Below are 20,526 nucleotides of genomic sequence, written 5' to 3' on the forward strand. Positions count from 1 at the left end.
CTACTGTGCCGGTCCGAAGGGTGCTCAGCCAAGGATCTGCCCGAATTCGGGCAGATTATTCTGTTTACTCAGTTTCTGATTGGCTTAGAACAGGCGCAGGACGTCGGATTCCATGCCGCGCAGCGCGTCGTAGTCGACCGTCACGCACTCCAGGCCGCGGTCGGTGGCCAGGAACTGGGCCTGCGGCTTGATCAGCTGAGCGGCGAAGACGCCGCGGACCGGGGCGAGCAGGGGGTCGCGGTTGAGCAGTTCGACGTACCGGGTGAGCTGCTCGACGCCGTCGATCTCGCCGCGCCGCTTGATCTCGACCGCGACGTGCCGCCCTTCGGCGTCCCGGCAGAGCAGGTCGACCGGTCCGATCGCCGTCGGGTACTCCCGGCGGACCAGCGTCCACCCCTCGCCGAACGTGGTGACGTGCTCGGCCAGCAGTTCCTGCAGGTGCGCCTCGACACCGTCCTTGATCAGCCCCGGGTCCAGCCCCAGCTCGTACGACGTGTCGCTGACCACCTCCTCGAAGGTGATCCGCAGTTCTTCGCCGGCCTTGTTCGTGACGCTCCAGACGCCTTCTTCCTCCGTCAGCTTGCACGGCGGAGACATCCAGTTCAGCGGCTTGTACGACCCACCGTCGGCGTGAATCAGCACCGACCCGTCCGCCTTCACCATCAACAACCGCGGAGCCATCGGCAGATGAGCGGTCAACCGGCCGGAGTAGTCCACTGAGCAACGAGCAATCACCAGGCGCACGAGGAGACACCGTAGTCCAAGAGAGCGGAAAACCTCAGCAGGAGTCGGGCGTGAGCCTCGGCCGAGCACTCATTCGTCCTGGTCAGCGCCCGATGTCAGCTCTCGCTCCAGGCGATCGTGGAGGTTGTCGATCGCGGCGATCTGTTCCGCCGGCTCGCCGGTCATGGCGAGCACTTTCACGTCGCCCAGCAGCAGCTCGAAGACCTTGTGCACGACGTAGATGGACTGGGCGATCGAGTAGCCGGCGGCTCGTAGCCGAGCCAGCTCTTCGACCGGTGTGGCCGAGGACGGTCGCAGCTCCTCCGAAAGCCGATCCAGCGCCGCTTGGTCCACCGTGCACCTCCTCGTCAGGAAGACCGTAGTTCCTGGTGAGTGCATGAAGGATGCCTGGTGGGTTCCGGTTGGGTTCATGGTGGCGGCAGGCGCTCGGTGGCAGGCTGAAAGCACGTCGACTTCGGGGGAGTGCCCATGAATCTGATGTGTCCGGCGCGGTTGGTGCTGTTGCCGCTGGGAGGCGTGACCTGGGGTGACCAGCTGGCCGGTGAGCGGGTGGCGGTCGTGTACGCCGAGGTCGCGGGCGCGGGGGAGCTGGCCGAGCGGCTGGGAGCGCCGCTTCAGCTGTTGCCAGGGGCGGTCAGCGACCTGCAGGAGATCGCCGACCTGCATCGCGGCGAGACCGTTGTCGTCGTGGCGCCGGACGTCGGCGTCGCGTTGCCCGCCGTGGTCGAACACACCGGGGACGACTGGAGCGTCGTCTCCTCGCTCGACGCGAACGCCGTGACCCTGGCGGCCTACGAGCAGCGCGCCGAGAGCTTCCGGTCGACGATCCCCCGAGACCCCAACGACAACCTGATCCGCCTCGTCGACGAGGCACTGCCCGCGGGCGGCCACGTGCTGGAGCTCGGCAGTGGCACCGGCCGCGACGCCGCCGAGCTGGAACGCCGAGGCCACCGCGTACGCCGTACGGACGCGACGCTCGCCTTCGTCGAGATGATGCGCGCCGACGGCGTCGACGCCGACCAGCTGAACGCGCTCACCGACGACTACGGCGGCCCGTACGACGTGATCTTCGCCGACGCGGTCTTCCTGCACTTCACCCCCGACCAGCTCGCCACCGTGCTGCGCAAGTGCGCGAAGGCCGCTCCGCTGCTCGCCTTCACCACCCGCGAGGGCGACGGCGCCGAATGGTCCGACCGCCACCTCGAACTCCCACGCCTCTTCACGCTCTGGCAGGAGGACCCCCTCCGCGGTCTGCTCACCGAGACCGGCTGGCAGGTCCTGCAACTCCACCGCGGCCAGACCCGATCCGGCGGTTGGTTCCACATCCTCGCCAAGGCGGTCGACGGGTGATCCGCGCCGGCGTCATCCTCGTCACCGACCACGGCGTCGCCGCCATCGAACGCGTCCGCGCCGGCCGCCGCTACCACACCCTCCCCGGCGGCCGCCTCGAACCAGGCGAGACCTCCGCCGAAGCCGCCGTCCGCGAATCCCACGAGGAGCTGGGCCTGATCGTCAAGCTCCACGGCCTCGCCGCCGTCGTCAACTTCCAGCACACGACCCAGCACTACTACCTGGCCACACCCCTCAGCGGCACCTTCGGCACCGGCACCGGCCCCGAGCTGACGTCCCCACCCACCTCCGAATCCGGCACCTACCGAGCCGTCTGGCTCCCGCTGTCCGACCTCACCGCCCAGGACCTTCGCCCTCCGGCCATCGCCACCGCCCTCCAGTCCACCGCCACCCCCGACCACCTTCTGCAGACCTGGCTCACCGAGCCCCCGACCTTCGACGAGGTGTGAGGTTGACCTCCCTGGTGACACACCTCATGGGCAGACCACCTGGTGACTGGCACACTTCGAGCCATGGCGCGTGAACTGCAGACAGTCGGTGTGGTCGGGCTCGGCACGATGGGGGCCGGGATCGCGGAGGTGTTCGCCCGGCACGGGTTGACCGTGGTCGGGGTGGAGCGGGACGAGCAGGCGGTCGAGCGTGGCCGCGGGCACATCCAGCACTCCACGGACCGGGCGGTCAAGCGCGGCAAGCTGTCGGTCGAGGACCAGCAGGCGCTGTTCGACCGGGTCACCTTCGCCACCGAGCTCGAGGCGCTGGCCGACTGCGACCTGGTGATCGAGGCGGTGATCGAGCGGCTCGAGCTGAAGCGCGAGATCTTCTCCGCGCTCGACAAGGTGGTGCGCCAGGACGCGATCCTCGCCACCAACACGTCGTCGCTGTCGGTCACCGAGATCTCCGTCGCCACCGAGCGCCCGCGCCGGGTCGTCGGCATGCACTTCTTCAACCCCGCGCCGGTGCAGGAGTTCGTCGAGGTGATCAAGACCGTGGTCACCGAGCCGGACGTCGTCGACGACGTGCTCGCGCTGGCCCGCCGGCTGGACAAGGTCCCGGTCGTCGCCGCGGACCGCGCCGGCTTCATCGCCAACGCGCTGCTGTTCGGCTACCTGAACCACGCCGTCTCGATGGTCGAGTCGCACTACGCCACCCGCGAGGACGTCGACGCGGCGATGCGGCTCGGCTGCGGCTACCCGATGGGCCCGCTCGCGCTGCTCGACCTGATCGGCCTCGACACGGCGTACGAGATCCTCGACACGATGTACAAGCAGGGCCGCAACCGGCTGCACGCGCCGGCGCCGATCCTCAAGCAGATGGTCACCGCGGGCCTGCTCGGCCGCAAGACCGGCCGCGGCTTCTACACCTACGAGGCCCCGGACTCCCCGGTCGTGGTCGACGACGACCTGACCCCGCGCCCGAACGGCGACGCGTCCGCCGTCCGTCCGATCAAGCAGATCGGCATCGTCGGCTCCGGCACGATGGCCGTCGGCATCATCGAGGTCTGCGCCAAGGCCGGGTACGACGTGCTGTACGTCGCCCGCGGCACGGAGAAGGTCGACCGGGTCCGCGCCGGCCTGGAGCGCTCGCTGGAGAAGGGCGTCCAGCGCGGCAAGCTGTCGTCGGAGGAGCGGGATGCTGCTCTGACCCGGATCGTCGGCACCGCCAAGCTCGACGACCTCGCCACGGCCGACCTGGTCATCGAGGCGGTCGTCGAGGAGCTCAGCGTCAAGCAGGCCCTGTTCGAGACCTTCGACGAGATCTGCAAGCCCGGCGCGATTCTCGCCACCACCACCTCGAGCCTGCCGGTGATCGACCTGGCGATGGCCACCAAGCGCCCTGCGGACGTCGTCGGCCTGCACTTCTTCAACCCGGCGCCGGTGATGAAGCTGGTCGAGGTGGTCAGCACGGTCAGCACCAAGCCCGAGGTCGCCGACGCGGTCGCCGCCGTGGCCGTTGCCGCTGGCAAGCACCCGGTGCGCTGCGGCGACCGGGCGGGCTTCATCGTCAACGCCCTACTCTTCCCGTACCTGAACGACGCCGTCCGGATGCTCGAAGCCCACTACGCCGGCGTGGACGACATCGACGCCGCGATGAAGCTGGGCTGCCGCCTGCCGATGGGGCCGTTCGAGCTGCTCGACGTGGTCGGCCTGGACGTGTCGCTGGCGATCCAGCGGACGCTGTACCTGGAGTTCCGCGAGCCCGGGTTCGCGCCCGCGCCGCTGCTCGAGCACCTGGTCACCGCCGGGTACCTGGGCCGCAAGACGGGCCGCGGCTTCCGCGACTACACCACCGCATAATCGCGTGCGGGCCGCGCCGGTCCGCACCTACGCTCCGACCATGCAATCCCGGACGCCGCCGAAGCCGCGGTCGCTGTACAAGGACGCCGAGGGCCACTGGGTACGCCGGTGGACCGGCGCCGACTGGTTCGCCGCGGCCGACGCGTGGGTGCGGTCCCAGCTGGCGGTCGCCGGGATCGCCGTCACCGGCGACCCGGTGCCGTACAAGATCCGCTTCTGGGCGGCGGTCTGGTGCTACCCGACCGACCAGGGGTTGTACTGGTTCAAGGAGAACAACCCCGGTCAGTCGTTCGAGGCCGCCCTCGTCGACGCGATGGCGCGCGAGCTCCCGCAGCACGTGATCGCCCCACTCGCGATCGAGGCCGCCCGCGGCTGGATGCTCACCGCCGACCAAGGTGTGACGCTCGGCGAGCAGCCGGCCCAGGTCGATCCGCTGGTGCTGTGGCGTCGCCTGGCCGTCGAGTACGCCGGTTTGCAGCGCGACACGGTCCCCGCCGAACAGGCCTTGCTCGCCAGCGGGTTGACTCCGATCGGCCCGGATCAGCTCGGCAGCACGGTGCACGGCATCGCGGACTGGTTCGGGCGGTTCGACGACGGGCATCCGCTCGCGATCGGCGGCAAGGTCACCGACCTGCACCGGGCGGCCGACACCCTGGACGGCTGGAGGACGCGGTTCTGCGGCGCGATTCCGATGGCGCTCGACCAGAACGACCTGCACGCCCACAACGTGTTCGCGGCCGGTCCGACCGCGCCGTTCCGGTTCTTCGACTTCGGCGATTCGCTCTGGGGACATCCGTTCGTCACGCTGGCCTGCGTACGCGACGCGCTCGTCAACCCGGACGACCCGAACAGCTGGGCCGAGGACGATCCCCGCCTCACCGAGATCACCGACGCTTATCTGCAGCAGTGGAGCGATCTCGCACCGCTCGACGTGCTCCGCGCCGAACTGCAAGCAGCGCTGCCGGTGCACGTCGTCCACCGACTGATCTCCTGGCACCGGCTCCTGGTCCACGCCGACGAGAAGGAGGCGGCCGCGTGGGCGTTTTCGCCCCACCACTGGGTGGCCGAAGTCATTCGCCTCTTCGCCAACGGTACGAACCCGCCGACCACCGCCTGACCTGAGCCGCGTGCCACACTCCCGGCATGCCCAGCCAGTCCCTTCGATCCGACGCGGTGGACGTCGTTCGCACCGTGAGCTTCCCGCTCCTGCTCGTCGTCACCGGGATCGGCCTGCTGCTGATGCCGAGGCTCGTCGGCGCCGACTGGCCCGGCTACAGCTTGGCGATGATCCTGGTGGTGCTCGTCGCCCTGCCCGCGACCTTCACCCTGACCCTGCTCTCCCTGAAGCCGAGCCGCTTCGCCCGCTGGATCACGGTCCTCGCGATCGGCGCGTGCGTGATCCGCGTCGTCTGGAGCCTGTACGACGCGGGCGAGCGTGCGACGTACGCCGCGATCGCGCTGGCGCCGTTCCTGCTGATTCTCGGGATCGCCGTCGTCCTGCTCGCGTATTCGTGGCCGAAGGCAACCACGCGGGAGCTGGCCGAGGCCGCTCGGCGCAACGGCTGGCAGGTTTTCCGCGAGTTCCCCGATGGGCGTCGGGCGGCTGCTCGGCCGGTAGTCTCCGGCGTCTACGGCGAAGTGCCCAGATCGTCCTCGATCCCGTCCGGCGCCGAGGGATCCACGGCGCCCCAGCCTGGCGCGGGAGACACCAGGGCCCTCCAGCCTGGCGTCGACGGCACCGGAATGCTCACCCTGCCCTCCACCCCGCTCCCGCTGCCCATCGGACGGCGCCCGGTCGTGCGCAACGTCGTACTGGCTGACCAGGGCCTCGCCTTCGAAGCGCGCTGGCTGGAGTGGCACGGCATTGTGTGCCGTCGACGACGACTCGCGGTGTTCGTCGGCCGACCGTTGGAGCGGGAGCTGCCGGCACTGGAGGTCCGCCCCGGACGTGGCCTGACACGCTCGGATCTGTCACTTGAGAGCGCCGAGTTCAACCGTTCGTACGACGTGATCGGCGAGGACGCGCGGTACCTGATGGCGATGCTGCAGCCGCGAGTGATGCAAGCGTTGCTCGACAGCAACCCGATCGGTCTCGTCGTCGACGGCGACGCACTTGTCGCCTACACCGAGCGGCGCCTCGACGTCGGCACGCTGACCCGCGGCATGACCCTCATCGCACGCCTCAACGGCCTGATTCCGCAGCACGTCTACGGCCAGTGGGGCGGAAGCAAACCGTCGCCAACCTCGAAGCTGCGATTCGCCGGCCGCGGCACCGCGCTCACGATCGGCAAGGTCCTGCTGCGATGCCTGGCACTCTCGACCGGCCTCCTGGGCCTCGCCCTCGCCGCCTGCCTGGCAGCCGCAGCAGCCGAGGCCCAAGCCACCAATACGCCCTTCACCCCACCCCGATCACTCAGCTCCCTGCTGATCGCCATCGCCGTCCTCGCCGGCCTGTGCACCGCCGCAGGCCTCGCCTCAAGACCCCGATCGGCTCACGGCTCCGCATCGGCGTAGTCCCCACACGGCCCACCCCCGACCGCCGCGGCGATGGACACCGTCCGCCGATCCGGCCGCACCAGCGGGTCGTAGAACGCCGCGATCTCAGTGCTTGCCTCTGGCACGTAATGGAAGATCAGTGACCGCCGGAACCGGTCGGCGCTGGTGTTCGGCCGCGACCCGTGCACGACGCTGCCGTGGAAAAACAGCACGTCCCCTGCCGTCATCTTGGTCTGCACCTTGCGCATTCCAGCCGGCACCGGAACCTCGACGTCGGTGAACGACTCGCTCAGATCCGCCGGCTCCGGACACACCAGCTCGGTCCGATGCGACCCCGGGACGACGGCCAGGCCGCCGTTGTCCGCGTCCACGTCGTCGACCGCGATCCACGCGGCCAGGCAGGTCTCCGGGTCGGCGCGCAGGAACGTGTTGTCCTGGTGCAGCGCCTGTCCGCGGGCGCCCGGCGGCTTGAAGTAGAACATCGACTGGGCCCCGAGCGCGGGCCCGATCAAGGCGGTCACGACATCGAGGATCCGGCTGTCGAGCATCAGCTCCAGCGACAGCCGGCCGGCCTCGATATCGGTCCGCCGGTGGGGGTGCACGAAGCGCGGGTACTTCGCCAGGGGGTCCGTCACGGGCACCCCATCGTCGATCGCCAGCGAATGATCGACCGCGACCTGGTGCATGAAAACGGTTCTGATCCGCTCCACTTCAGCCGGGCTGATCAGCCCAGGGACCTGCACGACTCCTTCCCGCTGATAGACGTCGGCCAGGGTCTCGGATGCGGTGCTCGTCATGGTTCGAGTCTGCGCGTCCGCGCCGGGGGAGTGGATAACCTATCGAACTGTGAACCTTCGAGATTCTGCTAGACCTGACTCGTTCACGCCGACCGTCCGGCGGTTGATGGTCGGCGAGTTCGACGAGGGCCCGGACTACTCGACGTACCGGCGCCGTGGCACCACCGACTGGCTGCTGATCCACACCCTGGGCGGCCGCGGGCGCTTCGGTACGGCGTACGAGGACGTGGTCGCCGATCCCGAGAGCCTCACGCTGGTTCGCCCCGGCACGCTGCACGACTACGGCGTCGAGTCCGAGTTGCGGCACTGGCACTTCCTCTTCGCCCACTTCCACCCCAAGCCGGACTGGTTGCCCCTGCTCGACTGGCCCGAAGCCGCGCCGGGCATCCTGCAGCTCCACCCGAGCGAGCACGCCGCCGACCGGATTGCGAGCAACCTCGCCGCGGCCGTCCGCCACCAGTCCAGCGTGCTGGCGCAGGGAGAGCTGCTCGCGCTCAACGCACTGGAGGCCGCCCTGCTCTGGGCCGACACCCAGAACCCAAAGGCGATCCGGATCGACGACCGCCTGCTGCGCGCGATCGAGCTGGTCGACCGCGACCTCAAGGCTGACCTCGGCGTCCCGCGGCTGGCCCGGGCGGCCAGTCTGTCGCCGTCCCGCTTCGCCCACCTGTTCCGCGCCCAGCTCGGCGTGACGCCTCAGCAGTTCGTCGAACGCCGCCGGCTCGAGGCGGCGCGCCGCCTGCTCGAGCTGACCACGCGCCCGATCTCCTCGGTCGCCGCGGAGGTCGGCTTCACCAACCCGCTCTACTTCTCCACGCGCTTCCGGCACCACACCGGCGCCACTCCCACGGCGTACCGGAGGGGCTGAGCGCGGTACCGATCAGGAACTCCCGGTGCACCGGGTCGGCATTCTTCGCGCACTTCGCGTCCGAAAGGGCGAGATCGGGCGACCGTTGGGGGTGCCGGGCTCTACTCTGCTGGCATGAATCTTCGGACTGCCGTGGCGATGCTCGCCACCCTGGTCGTTGTCGGGCTCTCCGCGTGCGCGCCGGAGGACGAGTCGTCCGGTACGCCGAGCACGCCGTCCGGGCCCAATGCCTGCAGCAAGGAGAAGCTCGCGCTGAAAACGCCGGGCGCGTTCACGGTCGGCACCGACAAGCCGGCCTACGCCCCTTGGTTCGTCGACGACGACCCGAGCAACGGCAAGGGGTACGAGTCGGCGGTGACGTATGCGGTCGCCGAGCACCTCGGCTTCGCGGCGAGCGAGGTGAAGTGGCTGACCGTGCAGTTCAACGCGGCGTTCGCGCCCGGGCCGAAGAAGTTCGACCTGGACGTCAACCAGATCTCGATCTCGGAGGACCGGCGCAAGGCGGTCGACTTCTCCTCCGGGTACTACGACGTCCGGCAGACCGTGATCACGACGGCCGGCAGCAAGATCGCCGGTGCCAAGTCCGTCGCCGAGCTCGCCGACGCCAAACTCGGCGCGCAGGTCGGCACGACCAGCTACACGGCGCTGCGCGACGTGGTCAAGCCGAAGCAGACCCCGGCGGTGTTCGACACCAACGACCTGGCGGTGCAGGCGCTGAAGAACAAGCAGATCGACGGCATCGTGGTCGACCTGCCCACCGGCTTCTACATGACCGCCGCCCAGCTCGACAACGGCGAGATCGTCGGCCAGCTCCCGGCCGGCGGCCAGTCCGAGCAGTTCGGCTTCGTCCTGGAGAAGGGATCGGCCCTGACACCGTGCGTGTCCCGGGCCGTTGACGCGCTGAAGGCCGACGGCACCCTCGCGAAACTGCAGCAGCAGTACCTCACCGCCGAAGGCGCCCCGGAACTCTCGTGAGCGAGTGGCAACCGTCGGCGCTGCAACAGGAGCGCCTGGCGTACCGGCGTCGACGGACGGTTCGGTCGGGGGTGATCGCCGCCGTCAGCACCGTCGTACTGGTCGGACTGCTGGTGGTCGGGGTCGGCTCCACGCCCGGCTGGCCCCGGGTGCGTGAGACCTTCTTCGACGTCGAGCGCGGTTGGGAGGCGCTCCCGGTCGTTGCCCAGGGCCTCTGGTTGAACGTCCGGGTGATGCTGGTCTGCGCCGTCCTGATCGTCGTCCTCGGTCTGACGCTGGCGATCCTGCGGACCCTGCGCGGCCCGATCTTCTTCCCGCTGCGCATCTTCGCCGCGGCGTACACCGACATCTTCCGCGGTCTCCCGCTGCTGCTGGTGATCTTCCTACTCGGCTTCGGCGTCCCCGCTCTCCAGTTGCGCGGCCTGCCCAACCAGGCGGTGATCTGGGGTGGCGCGGCGTTGGTGCTGACCTACTCGTCGTACGTCGCCGAGGTCTTCCGCGCCGGCATCGAGTCGATCCATCCGTCCCAGCGCGCCGCCGCGCGATCGCTCGGGCTCTCGCACCGGCAGACCCTGCGCTTCGTCGTACTGCCGCAAGCCGTTCGCCGCGTCCTGCCGCCGCTGCTCAACGATTTCGTCTCCCTGCAGAAGGACTCCGGCCTGATCGCCGTGCTCGGCGTGATCGACGCGATCCGCGCCGCCCAGTTGGAGACCGCCGAGGACTTCAACTTCACCCCGTACGTCGTGGCGGGCATCCTGTTCGTCGCACTGACGATCCCGTTGACCCGCCTGACCGACTGGGTCGCGCGCCGGCAAGGCTGGTACGGCGGAGGAGGTGGTCCCGTATGACCCTGCTGTCACTGCGCGGCGTGCGCAAGACGTACGGCGCGAACGTGGTGCTCGACAACTTCGACCTGGACGTCGAAGCGGGCCAGTGCGTGGTCCTGATCGGCGCTTCCGGCTCCGGGAAATCCACCTTACTGCGCTGCGTCAACCTGCTGGAAACCGTCGACGACGGCGTGATCGAACTCGACGGCGAGGACATCACCGACCCCCGGGCCGACGCCGACCGGATCCGCTCCGGCATCGGCATCGTCTTCCAGTCCTACAACCTGTTCCCGCACCTGTCGGTCCTCGACAACGTCACGCTCGCCCCGATCCGGGTCCACGGCGTCCCGAAAGCCGAAGCCCGCAGCCGAGCCCTCGCGATGCTCGACCGAGTAGGCCTCGCCGACAAGGCCACCGCCCGCCCCGACAATCTCTCCGGCGGCCAGCAACAACGCGCCGCCATCGCCCGGGCCCTGGTCAACAACCCGAAACTGATGCTGCTCGACGAGGTCACTTCAGCCCTGGACCCCGAACTCGTCGGCGAAGTCCTCGACCTGCTGCGCGAACTCAAGTCCGACGGCATCACCATGCTCATCTGCACCCACGAAATGACCTTCGCCCGCCAGGTCGCCGACCAGGTCTGCTTCCTCGACCAGGGCAGACTCCTCGAGTCCGGCCCACCGTCCCAGGTCCTCGGCCAACCTCGCGAACCCCGCACCCAGGAGTTCCTCAGCCGAATCATCAACGCGGGCCGCCTGTAGAGCTTGGCTCGAAGTACAAAGACAGAAGTACAAAGACAGAAGTACAAAGACAGAAGTACAAAGACAGAAGTACAAAGACAGAAGTACAAAGACAGAAGTACAAAGACAGAAGTACAAAGACAGAAGTACAAAGACAGAGGTTCCTGGTTGCCGCTGCCCTGATGGTGACCGTGAGCTGCGGGGCGCGGCAACCCCCCACGGCGTGTGGGCTGCTGCGTGGTGCGGTGTCATCGCGGACATGTTGGTCGGCTGGAGAACGCGGCGCCCGCAACGTTGCGGTCAGCACCAGCTGCCGCTGCATTCGTCGCGCGTGTGCCGGTCGACGAACTGCGTGCGCGCTCGGTGCGGACCGCGTGGACTCACGGCCGCGGCATCGCCGCGGCGTCCTGGTGGTCGACCATCTGGATCTGCTGGCGGCGGATTCGGCTCGAACCCCACTGGCCGAGCGGCGTGAGTGCTGCGTTGAGGGCGCGGCCGTCGTCGGTCAACGAGTACTCGACGCGTGGCGGCACCTCGGCGTACACGGTGCGGATGACGAGGCCGTCCTCTTCCATCTCGCGCAGGTGCTGGGTCAGCATCTTCTCGCTGACGCCGGGGAGCCCGCGGCGCAGTTCGGCGAAGCGGCGGATGCCGTGTTCGTCGAGTTCCCAGAGGATCAAGCCTTTCCACTTGCCGCTCACGACGTCGAGGGCCGCGTCGATGCCGCAGATGTACGGACCCTGCCGAGCTGACTTCGCCATGGTCGTCCTCACTAACCAAAAGGTAAGTATCGCAGTAAATAGTAGGTACTTCCCAGACTTCAGGCTACAGCCCAGCATGGTGGTGACGACCTGAACCACTGAACGAGGAGCCACATGCCCCACGCCGACCGCACCCCCGTCACGCTCATCGGCCTCGGCCCGATGGGTCAGGCGATGACCCGCACGCTGCTCGCGGCCGGACACCCGGTGACCGTCTGGAACCGGACCCCCGCCCGCGCCGCCGACGTCGTGGCCGAGGGCGCCGTACTCACCGCGACCCCGGCCGAAGCCGTCGAAGCCAGCGAGCTGGTCATCCTCAGCCTCACCGACTACCAGGCGATGTACGACGTACTCGGTCCGGCGACCGGCTCGCTGAAAGGCCGGACCGTCGTCAATCTCAGCTCCGACACCCCGGATCGCACCCGCGAGGCCGCGGAGTGGGCTGCCGAGCACGGCGCGACCTTGCTGACCGGTGGCGTGATGATCCCAGCGCCGATGGTCGGCACCGAGGAGGCGTTCGTCTACTACAGCGGCCCGAGCGAGGTCCTCGAGCAGCATCGGGCGATCCTGTCCCTGATCGGTACGCCGCGGTTCCTGGGCGAGGACCCGGGCCTGGCGCAGCTGATGTACCAGGCGCAGCTCGACGTCTTCCTGACCACGCTGTCGTCACTGATGCACGCGACGGCTCTGCTCGGCACGGCGGGTGTGACCGCGTCCGAGGCGCTGCCCGAGCTGATCGGAATGGTCCGTGGCATCCCGTCGATCATGGAAGCGGGCGCCGAGAACCCCGGCGCGGACATCGACGCCGGCAAGCACCCCGGCGATCTGAGCACGATCACCATGATGGGCGCGACCGCCGATCACATCGTCGGCGCGAGCGAAGCCGCCGGCGTCGACCTCGGCCTGCCGCGGGCGGTGCAGGCGCACTACCGCCGCGCGATCGAGGACGGCTTCGGCGGGGACAACTGGACGCGGATCATCGACGGTATTCGCAACCCGCGCTGATTCCGGCGATCGACGCCGGCGGACTGCGGCGACGTCTCCCTGCGCGACCGTGGCGGCGGCCGCGCGGGAGACGGCCACGACGTACTAAGCGAAACCCCCGAGCCGCACAACGGTCGCCGCCCCGAGGTCGACCACCTGCGCGTCAGGAAACCGCAGATCCGCCCAGAACGCGCCGGGGTCGTCCAGGCCGATAGTTGCTGTCAGCCACAAGGTCATCGCCATGCCGTGCGTGGCGATGACCAACGGCTGACCACCAGCCGCCGCGAGCTGTTCCGCGACCCCGGCCCCGAAGCGCTCGACGACCTCACCCCTGGCCTCCCAGTCGGCGTGGTCCGCGCCTTGGACGTACGCCAACCGCTGCGTCCGAAAGTCGTCGTCGTACGCCTCGACCCGCGAGATCTCGTCGAACCGAGGATCCTGGACAACCTCCCCAGCCGGCTCGACCGTTCCGATCGCCTTCGGCTCCGAACTCGCGACGAGCCGCGCCCCGGTCGGAAGCAGCGAGCACAGCTCCCGCGCCGCCTCCCGTCCCTCAGGAGCCAGGACCCAGTCACGCGCAGGCGTGTCAGGACCATGAGCCGGCATCGCGTGGCGCACGAGAATCAGCATCGGCCCAGCCAACCACCGACTACGGGTGAGGCTGCAACGACCCCAGGTACGCCATCACGCGGGCCTGGATCTCCTCCTGCGAAAGCTCGTTCTCGCGCAGCTCCTCCAGCCACGACGTCAAGATGGCGTACGGCGCGCTGAACTCGAGCGCGATCCCGTCCGGGTCGCGGAAGTTCAGGTGGTAGGCGAACTCCATGTCACGGATCGGCGTGTACACCACCCCGTACTCGTCGAAGCGGCGCTCCCAGTCCTCCAGTTCCTCCCGCGTGTCAGCGGCGAAGCCGAGATGGTCGAGACCGGTGGTGAGCTCGGTGAACTGCCCACCGACGCCGGCTTCGTGCTGGACCACCGAAAGCATGAATCCGCTCGGCCGGTCCAGGAACAGCCGGGCGTACCCGAAGTCCATCAGCGGCATCAGACCCAGGACGTCGACGTAGAACCGCTCGCTGCGGTCCAGATCGGTGACCGAGAAACTGACGTGGTCGACACCCTTGAAAGCAGGCATCGCGACCCCCTTCCCCCGAAGGCAATGTAACCCCGGGGGAGTGGTCGCGGACAGCGCGAACTCAGCCCAGGGGGTTGAGTTCCTGATAATCGGCCTCGTCCATCACCCGGCGTACGCCGATCGGCTGCTGCAGCGGCACGCCCCCAGGCCCCGGGACCTGCGACACGAGCGCCGCGATCTCGATCGCCCGTTCCTCGGACTCGACGTCGATCACCTGGAAGCCGGCCAGCAGTTCCTTCGACTCCAGGAACGGCCCATCGGTCACCACCGGCGCGGCCACCCCGTCGGACGTCACCGACTTGGCCAGCTCCGGCCCGGTCAACGCCTCGCCGCCGATCAGCTCGCCGGACTCCCGCAGCTCGGCGTTGAGCTTGTCGTAGTAATCCATGTGCGCCTTCACGTCCTCCGGCGACCACTCGGTCATCGGGGTGTCGATCGCGCCGCCGTTGTAGTCCACGATCAGCAGGAACTTGGTCATCGTTGTCTCCATCTGTTCAGCACCCGTCCGGTGCTCTCACCCGGGGGACGAACCCGACGCTACGTCCTCGACATCCCCGCAGAAAGAATCTCAGCTGGCCCGGATCGGTGGGCCGAGCAGAGCGGTCAGGTCGTCCCGTACCACCGCGAGGAGGTCGGCGCCGAACACGCACAGTGTGTCCTCCCAGGGGTGACCGAAGGTGCCGAGGCGCAAATCCGGGGTGACGTTCAGGTAATAGTCGCCGTCGGGGTAGGCGACTCCCGGCCAGTCGGGATACTCGGCACGCCCGACGCGAGAAGGGTCGAACTCGAAGCCGACGTGCTGCCAGTCCAGGAAACGCAGCAGTTCGCCGGGCCGCACGGCCGCCCGCAGGCCGCGCTCGACGATCGCCTCGAGCCGGTCGTCGTCGACCACGTCGAGGTGCCAGGTCATCGAGGGACTGGGATCGACCTTGCCAGGAAACTCATGGACGCTCGGCTTGAACGAGAAGTGCTCGTAGACGGCGTCCCAGATCTCCCGGTACTCCGGGTTCGCGATCAGCATCCGTACCGGACGGGTCCGCGGTCCCGGATCGGGCGGCGACCAGTGGTAGGTCCGAACCGTCGAGACCTCCTGGAAGCCGGCCGCCACGAGTACGTCGTACGACGGCCCGTCGACCTCGGCGACGAAGAACCTCGGCTCGGGCCTGTTCCCGCCGAGGTAGCGGTAGCGACCGCGTGGTGACCACGCGATCCAGTACGGCAGGAATTCGGTCGTGTGCTCGCCGACCAAGCCGCAGATCTCGATGAACTCGGTCTGCCCGAGCTGGTGAGCCCACCCGAGCTCGACGACCTGACCGGCCCGCCGGCGAGCCAGGACACACACCTCGTACGGCGCTGTTCCGTCCGCGTCGAGCTCGTCGAGCGGCGTCCGGTGTGGACCTCCGGTTCGTGCCATGCGCCGTGCCTGCTCGTGGTCACCGTGCGGGTCGATGCCGACGTCGTGGACGTCTCCGGGAACCGGTCCACGGAAGTCGTCGACACTGGCAATCAGGAGTGGCCGTTGCCACCCCGGCGTGAACCCGTGATCCAGCAGGGCCGCCGTCAGCGCGGGGTCGTCGTGACCGTAGGCCTTCCACTCGACCGGTTCGCCATGGGCGGCGAAGGCCTCCTGCTGGCGTCGTACCGGGCCAGAAGGATCAGGCCCGAGCGGTCCGACGAGATCGACCTGTCCATGGGTCCCCGCATGGATCCGGACGACCGGCCCGTCGGTCACCACCGACTTGCCGACCCCCGGGTACGGCGCCTGCCGGCGGACCTGTTTCTCGTGCTCGGCGAGGAGCAGCATTCGATCCACGGTCAACGCGACGACAAGTACGTGAGCACCGCCATCACGCGCCGGTTGTCGTCTTCGGACGGCGGCAGATCGAGCTTCGCGAAGATGTTGTTCGTGTGCTTGCTGACAGCCTTCTCCGTGACGAACAAAGCCGCGGCGATCGCGGCGTTCGAGCGGCCTTCGGCCATCAGGCCGAGGACTTCGGACTCGCGGGGGGTGAGGCGGCTGACGGGGGAGTCGCGGGTGCTGCGGGCCAGGAGCTGGCCGATCACGTCGGGGTCCATCGCGGTGCCGCCGGTGGCGACGCGGCGGACGGAGTCGAGGAAGTCGGCGACGTTGGAGACGCGGTCCTTGAGCAGGTAGCCGACGGCGCCGCCGCCGGTGAGCAGTTCGCGGGCGTAGAGCTGCTCGACGTACTGCGACAGCACCAAGATCGGCAGGCCGGGGACCTGGCGGCGGGCCTCGATCGCGGCCTTCAGGCCCTCGTCGGTGAAGGTGGGCGGCAGCCGGACGTCGACGACGGCCACGTCCGGGCGGTGCTCGACGAGCGCCGGGACCAGCCGGGGGCCGTTGTCGACGGCTTCGACGACGGTGAAGTCGTGGGCTTCCAGCAGCCGGATCAAGCCGTCCCGGAGGAGGGCGTGATCTTCAGCGATGAGGACTCGCAAGGCAACTCCATGATCACGGTGGTCGGCCCGCCGGTCGGGCTGACCACGGTCAACGTACCGTCGAAGGCGGCCAGTCGCCGCTGGATTCCGTACAGCCCGCCGCCCGGCGTCACCGTCGCTCCACCGACCCCGTCGTCACCGACCAGGATGTGCAGCCGCTCGTCCTCATGGGTGATCTGGATCCAGGCGTTCGTCGCGGCCGAGTACTTGACCGCGTTGGCCAGCGCCTCGGCGACCGCGAAGTACGCGGCGGACTCGACCGGCGCCGGCGGCCGCCCAGGTACGTCGTACATCACGTCGACCTTGAACGGGCAGGTCAGCGCGAGCGCCTTGATCGCGCCGTCCAGTCCCCGGTCGGCGAGCACCGGCGGGTGGATGCCACGGACCAGGTCGCGCAGCTCCGACAGCGCCGTACTGGCTGATTCGCGGGCCTCGGTCAGCAGCGCCGCGGCCTGCTTCGGGTCGCGGGCCACCATCTCCTCGGCCATGCCGAGGTTCATGCTCAGCGCGGCCAGCCGGGCCTGGGCCCCGTCGTGCAGGTCGCGCTCGATCCGGCGCAGCTCGGCCGCCTGGGTGTCGACGGTCTCGGCGCGTGACTCGGCCAGCTCACGGACCCGGATCGCCAGCTGCGCGCTCTCGGTCGGGCCGAGCAGCGACTTGGCCAGGTAGGCGTTCGCCCGCAGCAGCCGCTCACCGGACGCTGACCAGATCAGGAACGCGACCAGCCCGAGCGGGACCATCGCGAACGCGGTCACCGGGTTCAGCTGGAACAGCCCGCCGAACGGCCGGTCGAACACCCCGTCCGGCGTCACCCAGACCAGGAAGGGGTAGATCAGGTAGAACAGCGACGCCAGGAACAGTACGGCGGACAGCAGATTCAGGGTGAAGCCGATCACGGCGTTCACCAGCAGCCAGGCGATGTCGCGCCAGGTGGCCGGGTCGGACAGCGTGGTCCGCAGCCACATCAGTACGCCGGGCATCGGCGGCTTGCGGTACGGGCGCTCGATCCGTACGCCGAGGAAGCCGGACAGGATCGTCCGGTGGCAGTTCGCGAACCAGCGCACGCACGGCACGAAGACCAGCAGCATCGGGATGCCGACCCAGACCGCGATCAGCGGGACCGAGACCACGTTGAGCACGAAGAAGGCGATGCCGATCTCGGCCAGAACGGCCAGCCCGAGCGCGACGAAGGGCTGCGCCACTCGCGGGAACCGCACCGGCGGCGCCTTGGCGGCGGTCTGGATGGTCGTCATCGTTTTTCTCCCGTGGTCCGGCGGCCGGCCCTCGAAGGTCCGGCCGAAGCGGGCCGTACCGGCTCGCTCCCACCATGATGACCGAGTGCCGGGTCCGGATCGGTGGTGCTAGGTCCACTCCTTGCCGGGTGGTGGATCCCACTCGATCCGGGGGTTATCACTCATGTATTCGGGCACCGGATCGACCAGAGTCAATGCCGTACGCCGGCCGCGGCCAGGACGCCTAGGCCCCCACCCCGCACATCGAGATGAGGTCCTATGGCTCAGCCCATGGTGCTCCCCCCTGCCCGCACCGCATCGAAGGGCAGCGACTTCGCACCCCTGCTGCGACAGGTCCGCGACGCCGGTCTGCTCGAACGCCGGACGGCGTCGTACGCGATCGCGATCGGGCTGAACATCGCGTTGATCGCGGCGACCTGGGCCGGTGTGGTCCTGCTGGGCAACTCCTGGCTGCAGCTGCTGCTGACGATCCCGCTCGCGATCCTGACCACCCGGGCGGCCTTCTTCGGGCACGACGCCGGGCACCAGCAGATCGGCAAGTCGCGCAAGCTGCACGACCTGATCGGGCAGTTGCACGGCAACCTGGTCTGCGGGATGAGCTACGGCTGGTGGAACGACAAGCACAACCGCCACCACGCCAACCCGAACCACACCGACAAGGACCCGGACGTCGGTGAAGGCGTCCTGGTCTGGACGCTGGAGCAGGCCGAGGGCCGGACCGGTCTGCACGGCTGGCTGAGCCGCCACCAGGCGAAGATCTTCTTCCCGCTGCTCACCCTCGAGGGCCTCAACCTCAAGGTGTCGAGCGTGCTGTTCCTCCTCGGCCGCCGGAACCGGCACGAGGCCCGGGTCGAGCTGATGCTGATGGCCGCGCACCTGGCGATCTACTTCACCGCGCTGTTCCTGATCATGTCGCCGGGCAAGGCGATCGCGTTCGCCGCGCTGCACCACGCGCTGTTCGGGCTGCACCTGGGCAGCGTGTTCGCCCCGAACCACAAGGGCATGGAGATGCCGGACGACGACAGCAACTGGGGTCACCTGGAAAAGCAGGTGCTGACTTCGCGCAACGTCAACGGCGGCCTGGTCACCGACTGGATGATGGGCGGGTTGAACTACCAGATCGAGCACCACCTGTTCCCGAGCATGCCGCGCGCCAACCTGCGGTTCGCCCAGCCGATGGTCCGCGCGTACTGCGAGAAGATCGGTATGCCGTACCTGAGTACCGGCCTGGTCGAGTCGTACCGGATGGGCCTGGGACACATGCACGCGGTCGGCAGTGAACTGCGGGCCGAGCGAGCGAAGTAGGTCCGCGCTCTGTGCTTTGCCTCGCTTCGTTCGGCGGGTCGTGGGGCCTCGGCTCCCGGACTCCTTCCACGGAGGCCCTTCGTCGGTTAGGTTTCCAGGTCTCGGGGCCGACCTGTGAGGGAGACCTGTATGACCGAACGATCTGGTCTGAGTCGTCGCGGCCTGCTCGGAGCCGTCGCCGGAGCGACCGCCGCCACCGCTCTGTCCGCCGCCACTCCCGCCTGGGCCGCGGACGACCCGCGGCCCGGCGCCGTCCGCCCGCCGACGCTCGACTCGTACGACCGGCAGCTCGTCAAGAGCCTGTCCTCGGACCGCGCCTTGGAACACCTGAAGGTGCTGTCCGAGCAGATCGGGCCGCGGATCGGCGGCACGGTCAGCGAGAAGCGGGCGGCGGACTACCTGGCCGGCCAGCTCGACAAGTTCGGCTACCGCACCCGGCTCGAACCGTTCCCGGTCGCGGACAAGTTCACCGCCGAGATCGGCGACCTGCGCAACGTGCTGCCGAACGACATCTGCTGGCAGGCGGGTGCCGCGCCGGGAGGCAAGCTCAACGTGACGGTTCAGGGCCCGGCGCGCGACGTCGGGCCCGCGACCGCTCCGGTGTGGCCGGCCGACGTCGCCGGTGCGGTGGTGCTCGCCGACGACACCGCCGCGGTCCGGGCCGCGTTCGTCGCCGAGGCGGCCTCCCGCGGTGCGGTGGCAGTGATCCTGCTGCCCGCCGACCAGACGTTCCCGCGGCGGGCCTCGGCGTTCGCGCCGAGCGGTCTCACCGACGCGCCGATCCCGGTGATCGGGGTCGCCCAGGTCCAGAAGCGCTTGCTGCGCGAGGCGCTCGCCGTGGTCACCTCGTTGCCGCTGTCGATCAGTACGACGGCCCACCGCGGCCTGATCTCGAACAACGTGATCGGCGAACGGCGCGGCAAGGGCAGCAACCCGCCGATCGTGATGGTCAGCGGTCACTACGACACGGTGATCGGTGCGCCGGGCGCGAACGACGACGGCTCCGGCACGGTCCTCACGCTCGAGGTGGCCCGCGTCCTGGCGAAGTTGCCGACTGAGGCGACGCTGCGGTTCGCGCTGTGGGGATCGGAGGAGCAAGGGCTGATCGGTTCGCGGTATCACGTCGCACAGCTGGCGCAGGACCAGCGCGACCGGTACCGCGCGGTGTTCCAGAACGACATGGTCGCGACCAGTTGGGACCCGGCGATCGTGTACTGGCTGCTGTCGTTCACCGGCCTCGCGAACACCGCGACCGACGCCGTCCGGGCGTCCGGGCAGCGGCTCGGGTACGACGCGCAGATGGTCGGCCCGGTCACCCGCGGAGCCAGCGACCACCAGTCGTTCCAGGAAGTCGGCATCGCGGCCGCGAACTTCTCCTGGCGGGGCGAGTCGTCACCCGCGCTGCTCGAACCGCCGTACCACTCGCCGGAGGACACCATCGCCAAGAACATCAGCCTGGAGCGCCTGCAGGTCTCGATGGAACTGATCGGCACCGCCGCGTACGCCGTCGCCCGGCGCCGCTGAGTCATCCCGTGCG

General features: G+C 69.0%; 22 protein-coding genes. 12 read left to right on the top strand and 10 right to left on the bottom strand.

Going from position 1 to position 20,526, the window contains the following annotated elements; translation table 11 throughout:
* Window positions 1-84: 84 nt before the first annotated feature.
* Window positions 85-744 (bottom strand): endonuclease NucS, encoded by a 660-nt coding sequence (nucS, locus tag BWI15_RS20095; protein ID WP_077015894.1) that lies wholly within the window; start codon window positions 742-744, stop codon window positions 85-87.
* A 69-nt stretch (window positions 745-813) separates the two neighbouring features.
* Window positions 814-1,077 (bottom strand): hypothetical protein, encoded by a 264-nt coding sequence (locus BWI15_RS20100; protein WP_077015895.1) that lies wholly within the window; start codon window positions 1,075-1,077, stop codon window positions 814-816.
* 135 nt (window positions 1,078-1,212) lie between these two features.
* On the opposite strand from BWI15_RS20100, the gene BWI15_RS38445 reads away from it, so the two are divergent.
* The 5 genes from BWI15_RS38445 to BWI15_RS20125 all read left to right on the top strand — a co-directional run bounded on the left by BWI15_RS38445 (window position 1,213) and on the right by BWI15_RS20125 (window position 6,902).
* On the top strand, window positions 1,213-2,094 hold the full coding sequence (locus BWI15_RS38445; protein WP_083750881.1) for a class I SAM-dependent methyltransferase: 882 nt from the start codon (window positions 1,213-1,215) through the stop codon (window positions 2,092-2,094).
* Complete coding sequence (locus BWI15_RS40465; RefSeq protein WP_168197346.1) at window positions 2,091-2,543, top strand: NUDIX hydrolase; 453 nt, start codon at window positions 2,091-2,093, stop codon at window positions 2,541-2,543. Before BWI15_RS38445 ends, BWI15_RS40465 begins: the two co-directional genes overlap by 4 nt.
* A 63-nt stretch (window positions 2,544-2,606) precedes the next feature.
* The gene (locus BWI15_RS20115; protein WP_077015896.1) at window positions 2,607-4,388 is read left to right on the top strand and encodes a 3-hydroxyacyl-CoA dehydrogenase family protein; all 1,782 of its coding nucleotides are present in this window, start codon (window positions 2,607-2,609) and stop codon (window positions 4,386-4,388) included.
* A 40-nt stretch (window positions 4,389-4,428) separates the two neighbouring features.
* Window positions 4,429-5,505: a hypothetical protein gene (locus BWI15_RS20120; protein WP_143465710.1), complete on the top strand. Its 1,077-nt coding sequence runs from the start codon at window positions 4,429-4,431 to the stop codon at window positions 5,503-5,505.
* A 26-nt stretch (window positions 5,506-5,531) separates the two neighbouring features.
* The gene (locus tag BWI15_RS20125) at window positions 5,532-6,902 is read left to right on the top strand and encodes a hypothetical protein (protein WP_077015898.1); all 1,371 of its coding nucleotides are present in this window, start codon (window positions 5,532-5,534) and stop codon (window positions 6,900-6,902) included.
* Here the strand turns inward: BWI15_RS20125 and BWI15_RS20130 are convergent.
* Window positions 6,881-7,681 (bottom strand): phytanoyl-CoA dioxygenase family protein, encoded by an 801-nt coding sequence (locus BWI15_RS20130; RefSeq protein ID WP_077015899.1) that lies wholly within the window; start codon window positions 7,679-7,681, stop codon window positions 6,881-6,883. The two genes, BWI15_RS20125 and BWI15_RS20130, sit on opposite strands and share 22 nt — an antisense overlap.
* Window positions 7,682-7,730: 49 nt before the next feature.
* Here BWI15_RS20130 and BWI15_RS20135 point away from each other — a divergent pair, with 49 nt between their 5' ends.
* The 4 genes from BWI15_RS20135 to BWI15_RS20150 all read left to right on the top strand — a co-directional run bounded on the left by BWI15_RS20135 (window position 7,731) and on the right by BWI15_RS20150 (window position 11,112).
* On the top strand, window positions 7,731-8,549 hold the full coding sequence (locus BWI15_RS20135; protein ID WP_077015900.1) for a helix-turn-helix domain-containing protein: 819 nt from the start codon (window positions 7,731-7,733) through the stop codon (window positions 8,547-8,549).
* A gap of 114 nt (window positions 8,550-8,663) precedes the next feature.
* Complete coding sequence (locus tag BWI15_RS20140; protein ID WP_077015901.1) at window positions 8,664-9,524, top strand: ABC transporter substrate-binding protein; 861 nt, start codon at window positions 8,664-8,666, stop codon at window positions 9,522-9,524.
* Window positions 9,521-10,372: an amino acid ABC transporter permease gene (locus BWI15_RS20145; protein ID WP_077015902.1), complete on the top strand. Its 852-nt coding sequence runs from the start codon at window positions 9,521-9,523 to the stop codon at window positions 10,370-10,372. The genes BWI15_RS20140 and BWI15_RS20145 overlap by 4 nt, the downstream gene beginning before the upstream one ends.
* Window positions 10,369-11,112 carry an amino acid ABC transporter ATP-binding protein gene (locus BWI15_RS20150; RefSeq protein ID WP_077015903.1) on the top strand — a complete coding sequence of 248 codons (744 nt, stop codon included), beginning with the start codon at window positions 10,369-10,371 and terminating at the stop codon, window positions 11,110-11,112. Before BWI15_RS20145 ends, BWI15_RS20150 begins: the two co-directional genes overlap by 4 nt.
* Before the next feature lie 359 nt (window positions 11,113-11,471).
* Here BWI15_RS20150 and BWI15_RS20155 read toward each other — a convergent pair whose 3' ends face one another.
* The gene (locus BWI15_RS20155) at window positions 11,472-11,852 is read right to left on the bottom strand and encodes a winged helix-turn-helix transcriptional regulator (RefSeq protein WP_077015904.1); all 381 of its coding nucleotides are present in this window, start codon (window positions 11,850-11,852) and stop codon (window positions 11,472-11,474) included.
* 114 nt (window positions 11,853-11,966) lie between these two features.
* Here BWI15_RS20155 and BWI15_RS20160 point away from each other — a divergent pair, with 114 nt between their 5' ends.
* The gene (locus tag BWI15_RS20160; protein WP_077015905.1) at window positions 11,967-12,857 is read left to right on the top strand and encodes an NAD(P)-dependent oxidoreductase; all 891 of its coding nucleotides are present in this window, start codon (window positions 11,967-11,969) and stop codon (window positions 12,855-12,857) included.
* 84 nt (window positions 12,858-12,941) lie between these two features.
* Here the strand turns inward: BWI15_RS20160 and BWI15_RS20165 are convergent, their stop codons facing one another.
* From BWI15_RS20165 to BWI15_RS20190, 6 genes are all read right to left on the bottom strand, one after another.
* The gene (locus BWI15_RS20165; RefSeq protein WP_077015906.1) at window positions 12,942-13,466 is read right to left on the bottom strand and encodes a histidine phosphatase family protein; all 525 of its coding nucleotides are present in this window, start codon (window positions 13,464-13,466) and stop codon (window positions 12,942-12,944) included.
* Window positions 13,467-13,485: 19 nt separating this feature from the next.
* The gene (locus tag BWI15_RS20170) at window positions 13,486-13,971 is read right to left on the bottom strand and encodes a VOC family protein (RefSeq protein WP_077015907.1); all 486 of its coding nucleotides are present in this window, start codon (window positions 13,969-13,971) and stop codon (window positions 13,486-13,488) included.
* Between the two features lie 61 nt (window positions 13,972-14,032).
* Window positions 14,033-14,449, bottom strand: a complete 417-nt coding sequence (locus BWI15_RS20175; RefSeq protein ID WP_077015908.1) for a YciI family protein — start codon at window positions 14,447-14,449, stop codon at window positions 14,033-14,035.
* 90 nt (window positions 14,450-14,539) lie between these two features.
* Window positions 14,540-15,775: a DUF2716 domain-containing protein gene (locus BWI15_RS38450; protein WP_083750884.1), complete on the bottom strand. Its 1,236-nt coding sequence runs from the start codon at window positions 15,773-15,775 to the stop codon at window positions 14,540-14,542.
* A gap of 11 nt (window positions 15,776-15,786) precedes the next feature.
* Window positions 15,787-16,431 carry a response regulator gene (locus BWI15_RS20185; RefSeq protein ID WP_077015909.1) on the bottom strand — a complete coding sequence of 215 codons (645 nt, stop codon included), beginning with the start codon at window positions 16,429-16,431 and terminating at the stop codon, window positions 15,787-15,789.
* Window positions 16,383-17,684: a sensor histidine kinase gene (locus BWI15_RS20190; RefSeq protein WP_083750885.1), complete on the bottom strand. Its 1,302-nt coding sequence runs from the start codon at window positions 17,682-17,684 to the stop codon at window positions 16,383-16,385. Before BWI15_RS20190 ends, BWI15_RS20185 begins: the two co-directional genes overlap by 49 nt.
* A 270-nt stretch (window positions 17,685-17,954) precedes the next feature.
* Between BWI15_RS20190 and BWI15_RS20195 the strand changes: the two genes are divergently transcribed.
* Both BWI15_RS20195 and BWI15_RS20200 read left to right on the top strand, forming a co-directional pair.
* Window positions 17,955-18,989 carry a fatty acid desaturase family protein gene (locus BWI15_RS20195; RefSeq protein ID WP_237771364.1) on the top strand — a complete coding sequence of 345 codons (1,035 nt, stop codon included), beginning with the start codon at window positions 17,955-17,957 and terminating at the stop codon, window positions 18,987-18,989.
* 129 nt (window positions 18,990-19,118) lie between these two features.
* A complete protein-coding gene (locus BWI15_RS20200; RefSeq protein ID WP_077015911.1) occupies window positions 19,119-20,513 on the top strand; it encodes a M28 family peptidase in 1,395 nt (464 codons plus the stop codon).
* The last annotated feature ends 13 nt before the right edge of the window (window positions 20,514-20,526 follow it).

The sequence above is a fragment of the Kribbella sp. ALI-6-A genome (assembly GCF_001984195.1).
GTDB lineage: Bacteria > Actinomycetota > Actinomycetes > Propionibacteriales > Kribbellaceae > Kribbella.

What these genes read in the sequence shown, in the direction of transcription:
- BWI15_RS38445 (WP_083750881.1), top strand. Translation starts at nt 1,213, where the DNA reads ATGAATCTGATGTGTCCGGCGCGGTTGGTGCTGTTGCCGCTGGGAGGC.
- BWI15_RS20120 (WP_143465710.1), top strand. Translation starts at nt 4,429, where the DNA reads ATGCAATCCCGGACGCCGCCGAAGCCGCGGTCGCTGTACAAGGACGCC.
- BWI15_RS20115 (WP_077015896.1), top strand. Translation starts at nt 2,607, where the DNA reads ATGGCGCGTGAACTGCAGACAGTCGGTGTGGTCGGGCTCGGCACGATG.
- BWI15_RS38450 (WP_083750884.1), bottom strand. Translation starts at nt 15,775, where the DNA reads ATGCTGCTCCTCGCCGAGCACGAGAAACAGGTCCGCCGGCAGGCGCCG.
- BWI15_RS20130 (WP_077015899.1), bottom strand. Translation starts at nt 7,681, where the DNA reads ATGACGAGCACCGCATCCGAGACCCTGGCCGACGTCTATCAGCGGGAA.
- BWI15_RS20200 (WP_077015911.1), top strand. Translation starts at nt 19,119, where the DNA reads ATGACCGAACGATCTGGTCTGAGTCGTCGCGGCCTGCTCGGAGCCGTC.
- BWI15_RS20160 (WP_077015905.1), top strand. Translation starts at nt 11,967, where the DNA reads ATGCCCCACGCCGACCGCACCCCCGTCACGCTCATCGGCCTCGGCCCG.
- BWI15_RS20125 (WP_077015898.1), top strand. Translation starts at nt 5,532, where the DNA reads ATGCCCAGCCAGTCCCTTCGATCCGACGCGGTGGACGTCGTTCGCACC.
- BWI15_RS20165 (WP_077015906.1), bottom strand. Translation starts at nt 13,466, where the DNA reads ATGCTGATTCTCGTGCGCCACGCGATGCCGGCTCATGGTCCTGACACG.
- BWI15_RS20195 (WP_237771364.1), top strand. Translation starts at nt 17,955, where the DNA reads ATGGTGCTCCCCCCTGCCCGCACCGCATCGAAGGGCAGCGACTTCGCA.
- BWI15_RS20175 (WP_077015908.1), bottom strand. Translation starts at nt 14,449, where the DNA reads ATGACCAAGTTCCTGCTGATCGTGGACTACAACGGCGGCGCGATCGAC.
- BWI15_RS20190 (WP_083750885.1), bottom strand. Translation starts at nt 17,684, where the DNA reads ATGACGACCATCCAGACCGCCGCCAAGGCGCCGCCGGTGCGGTTCCCG.
- BWI15_RS20150 (WP_077015903.1), top strand. Translation starts at nt 10,369, where the DNA reads ATGACCCTGCTGTCACTGCGCGGCGTGCGCAAGACGTACGGCGCGAAC.
- BWI15_RS20155 (WP_077015904.1), bottom strand. Translation starts at nt 11,852, where the DNA reads ATGGCGAAGTCAGCTCGGCAGGGTCCGTACATCTGCGGCATCGACGCG.
- BWI15_RS20140 (WP_077015901.1), top strand. Translation starts at nt 8,664, where the DNA reads ATGAATCTTCGGACTGCCGTGGCGATGCTCGCCACCCTGGTCGTTGTC.
- BWI15_RS20170 (WP_077015907.1), bottom strand. Translation starts at nt 13,971, where the DNA reads ATGCCTGCTTTCAAGGGTGTCGACCACGTCAGTTTCTCGGTCACCGAT.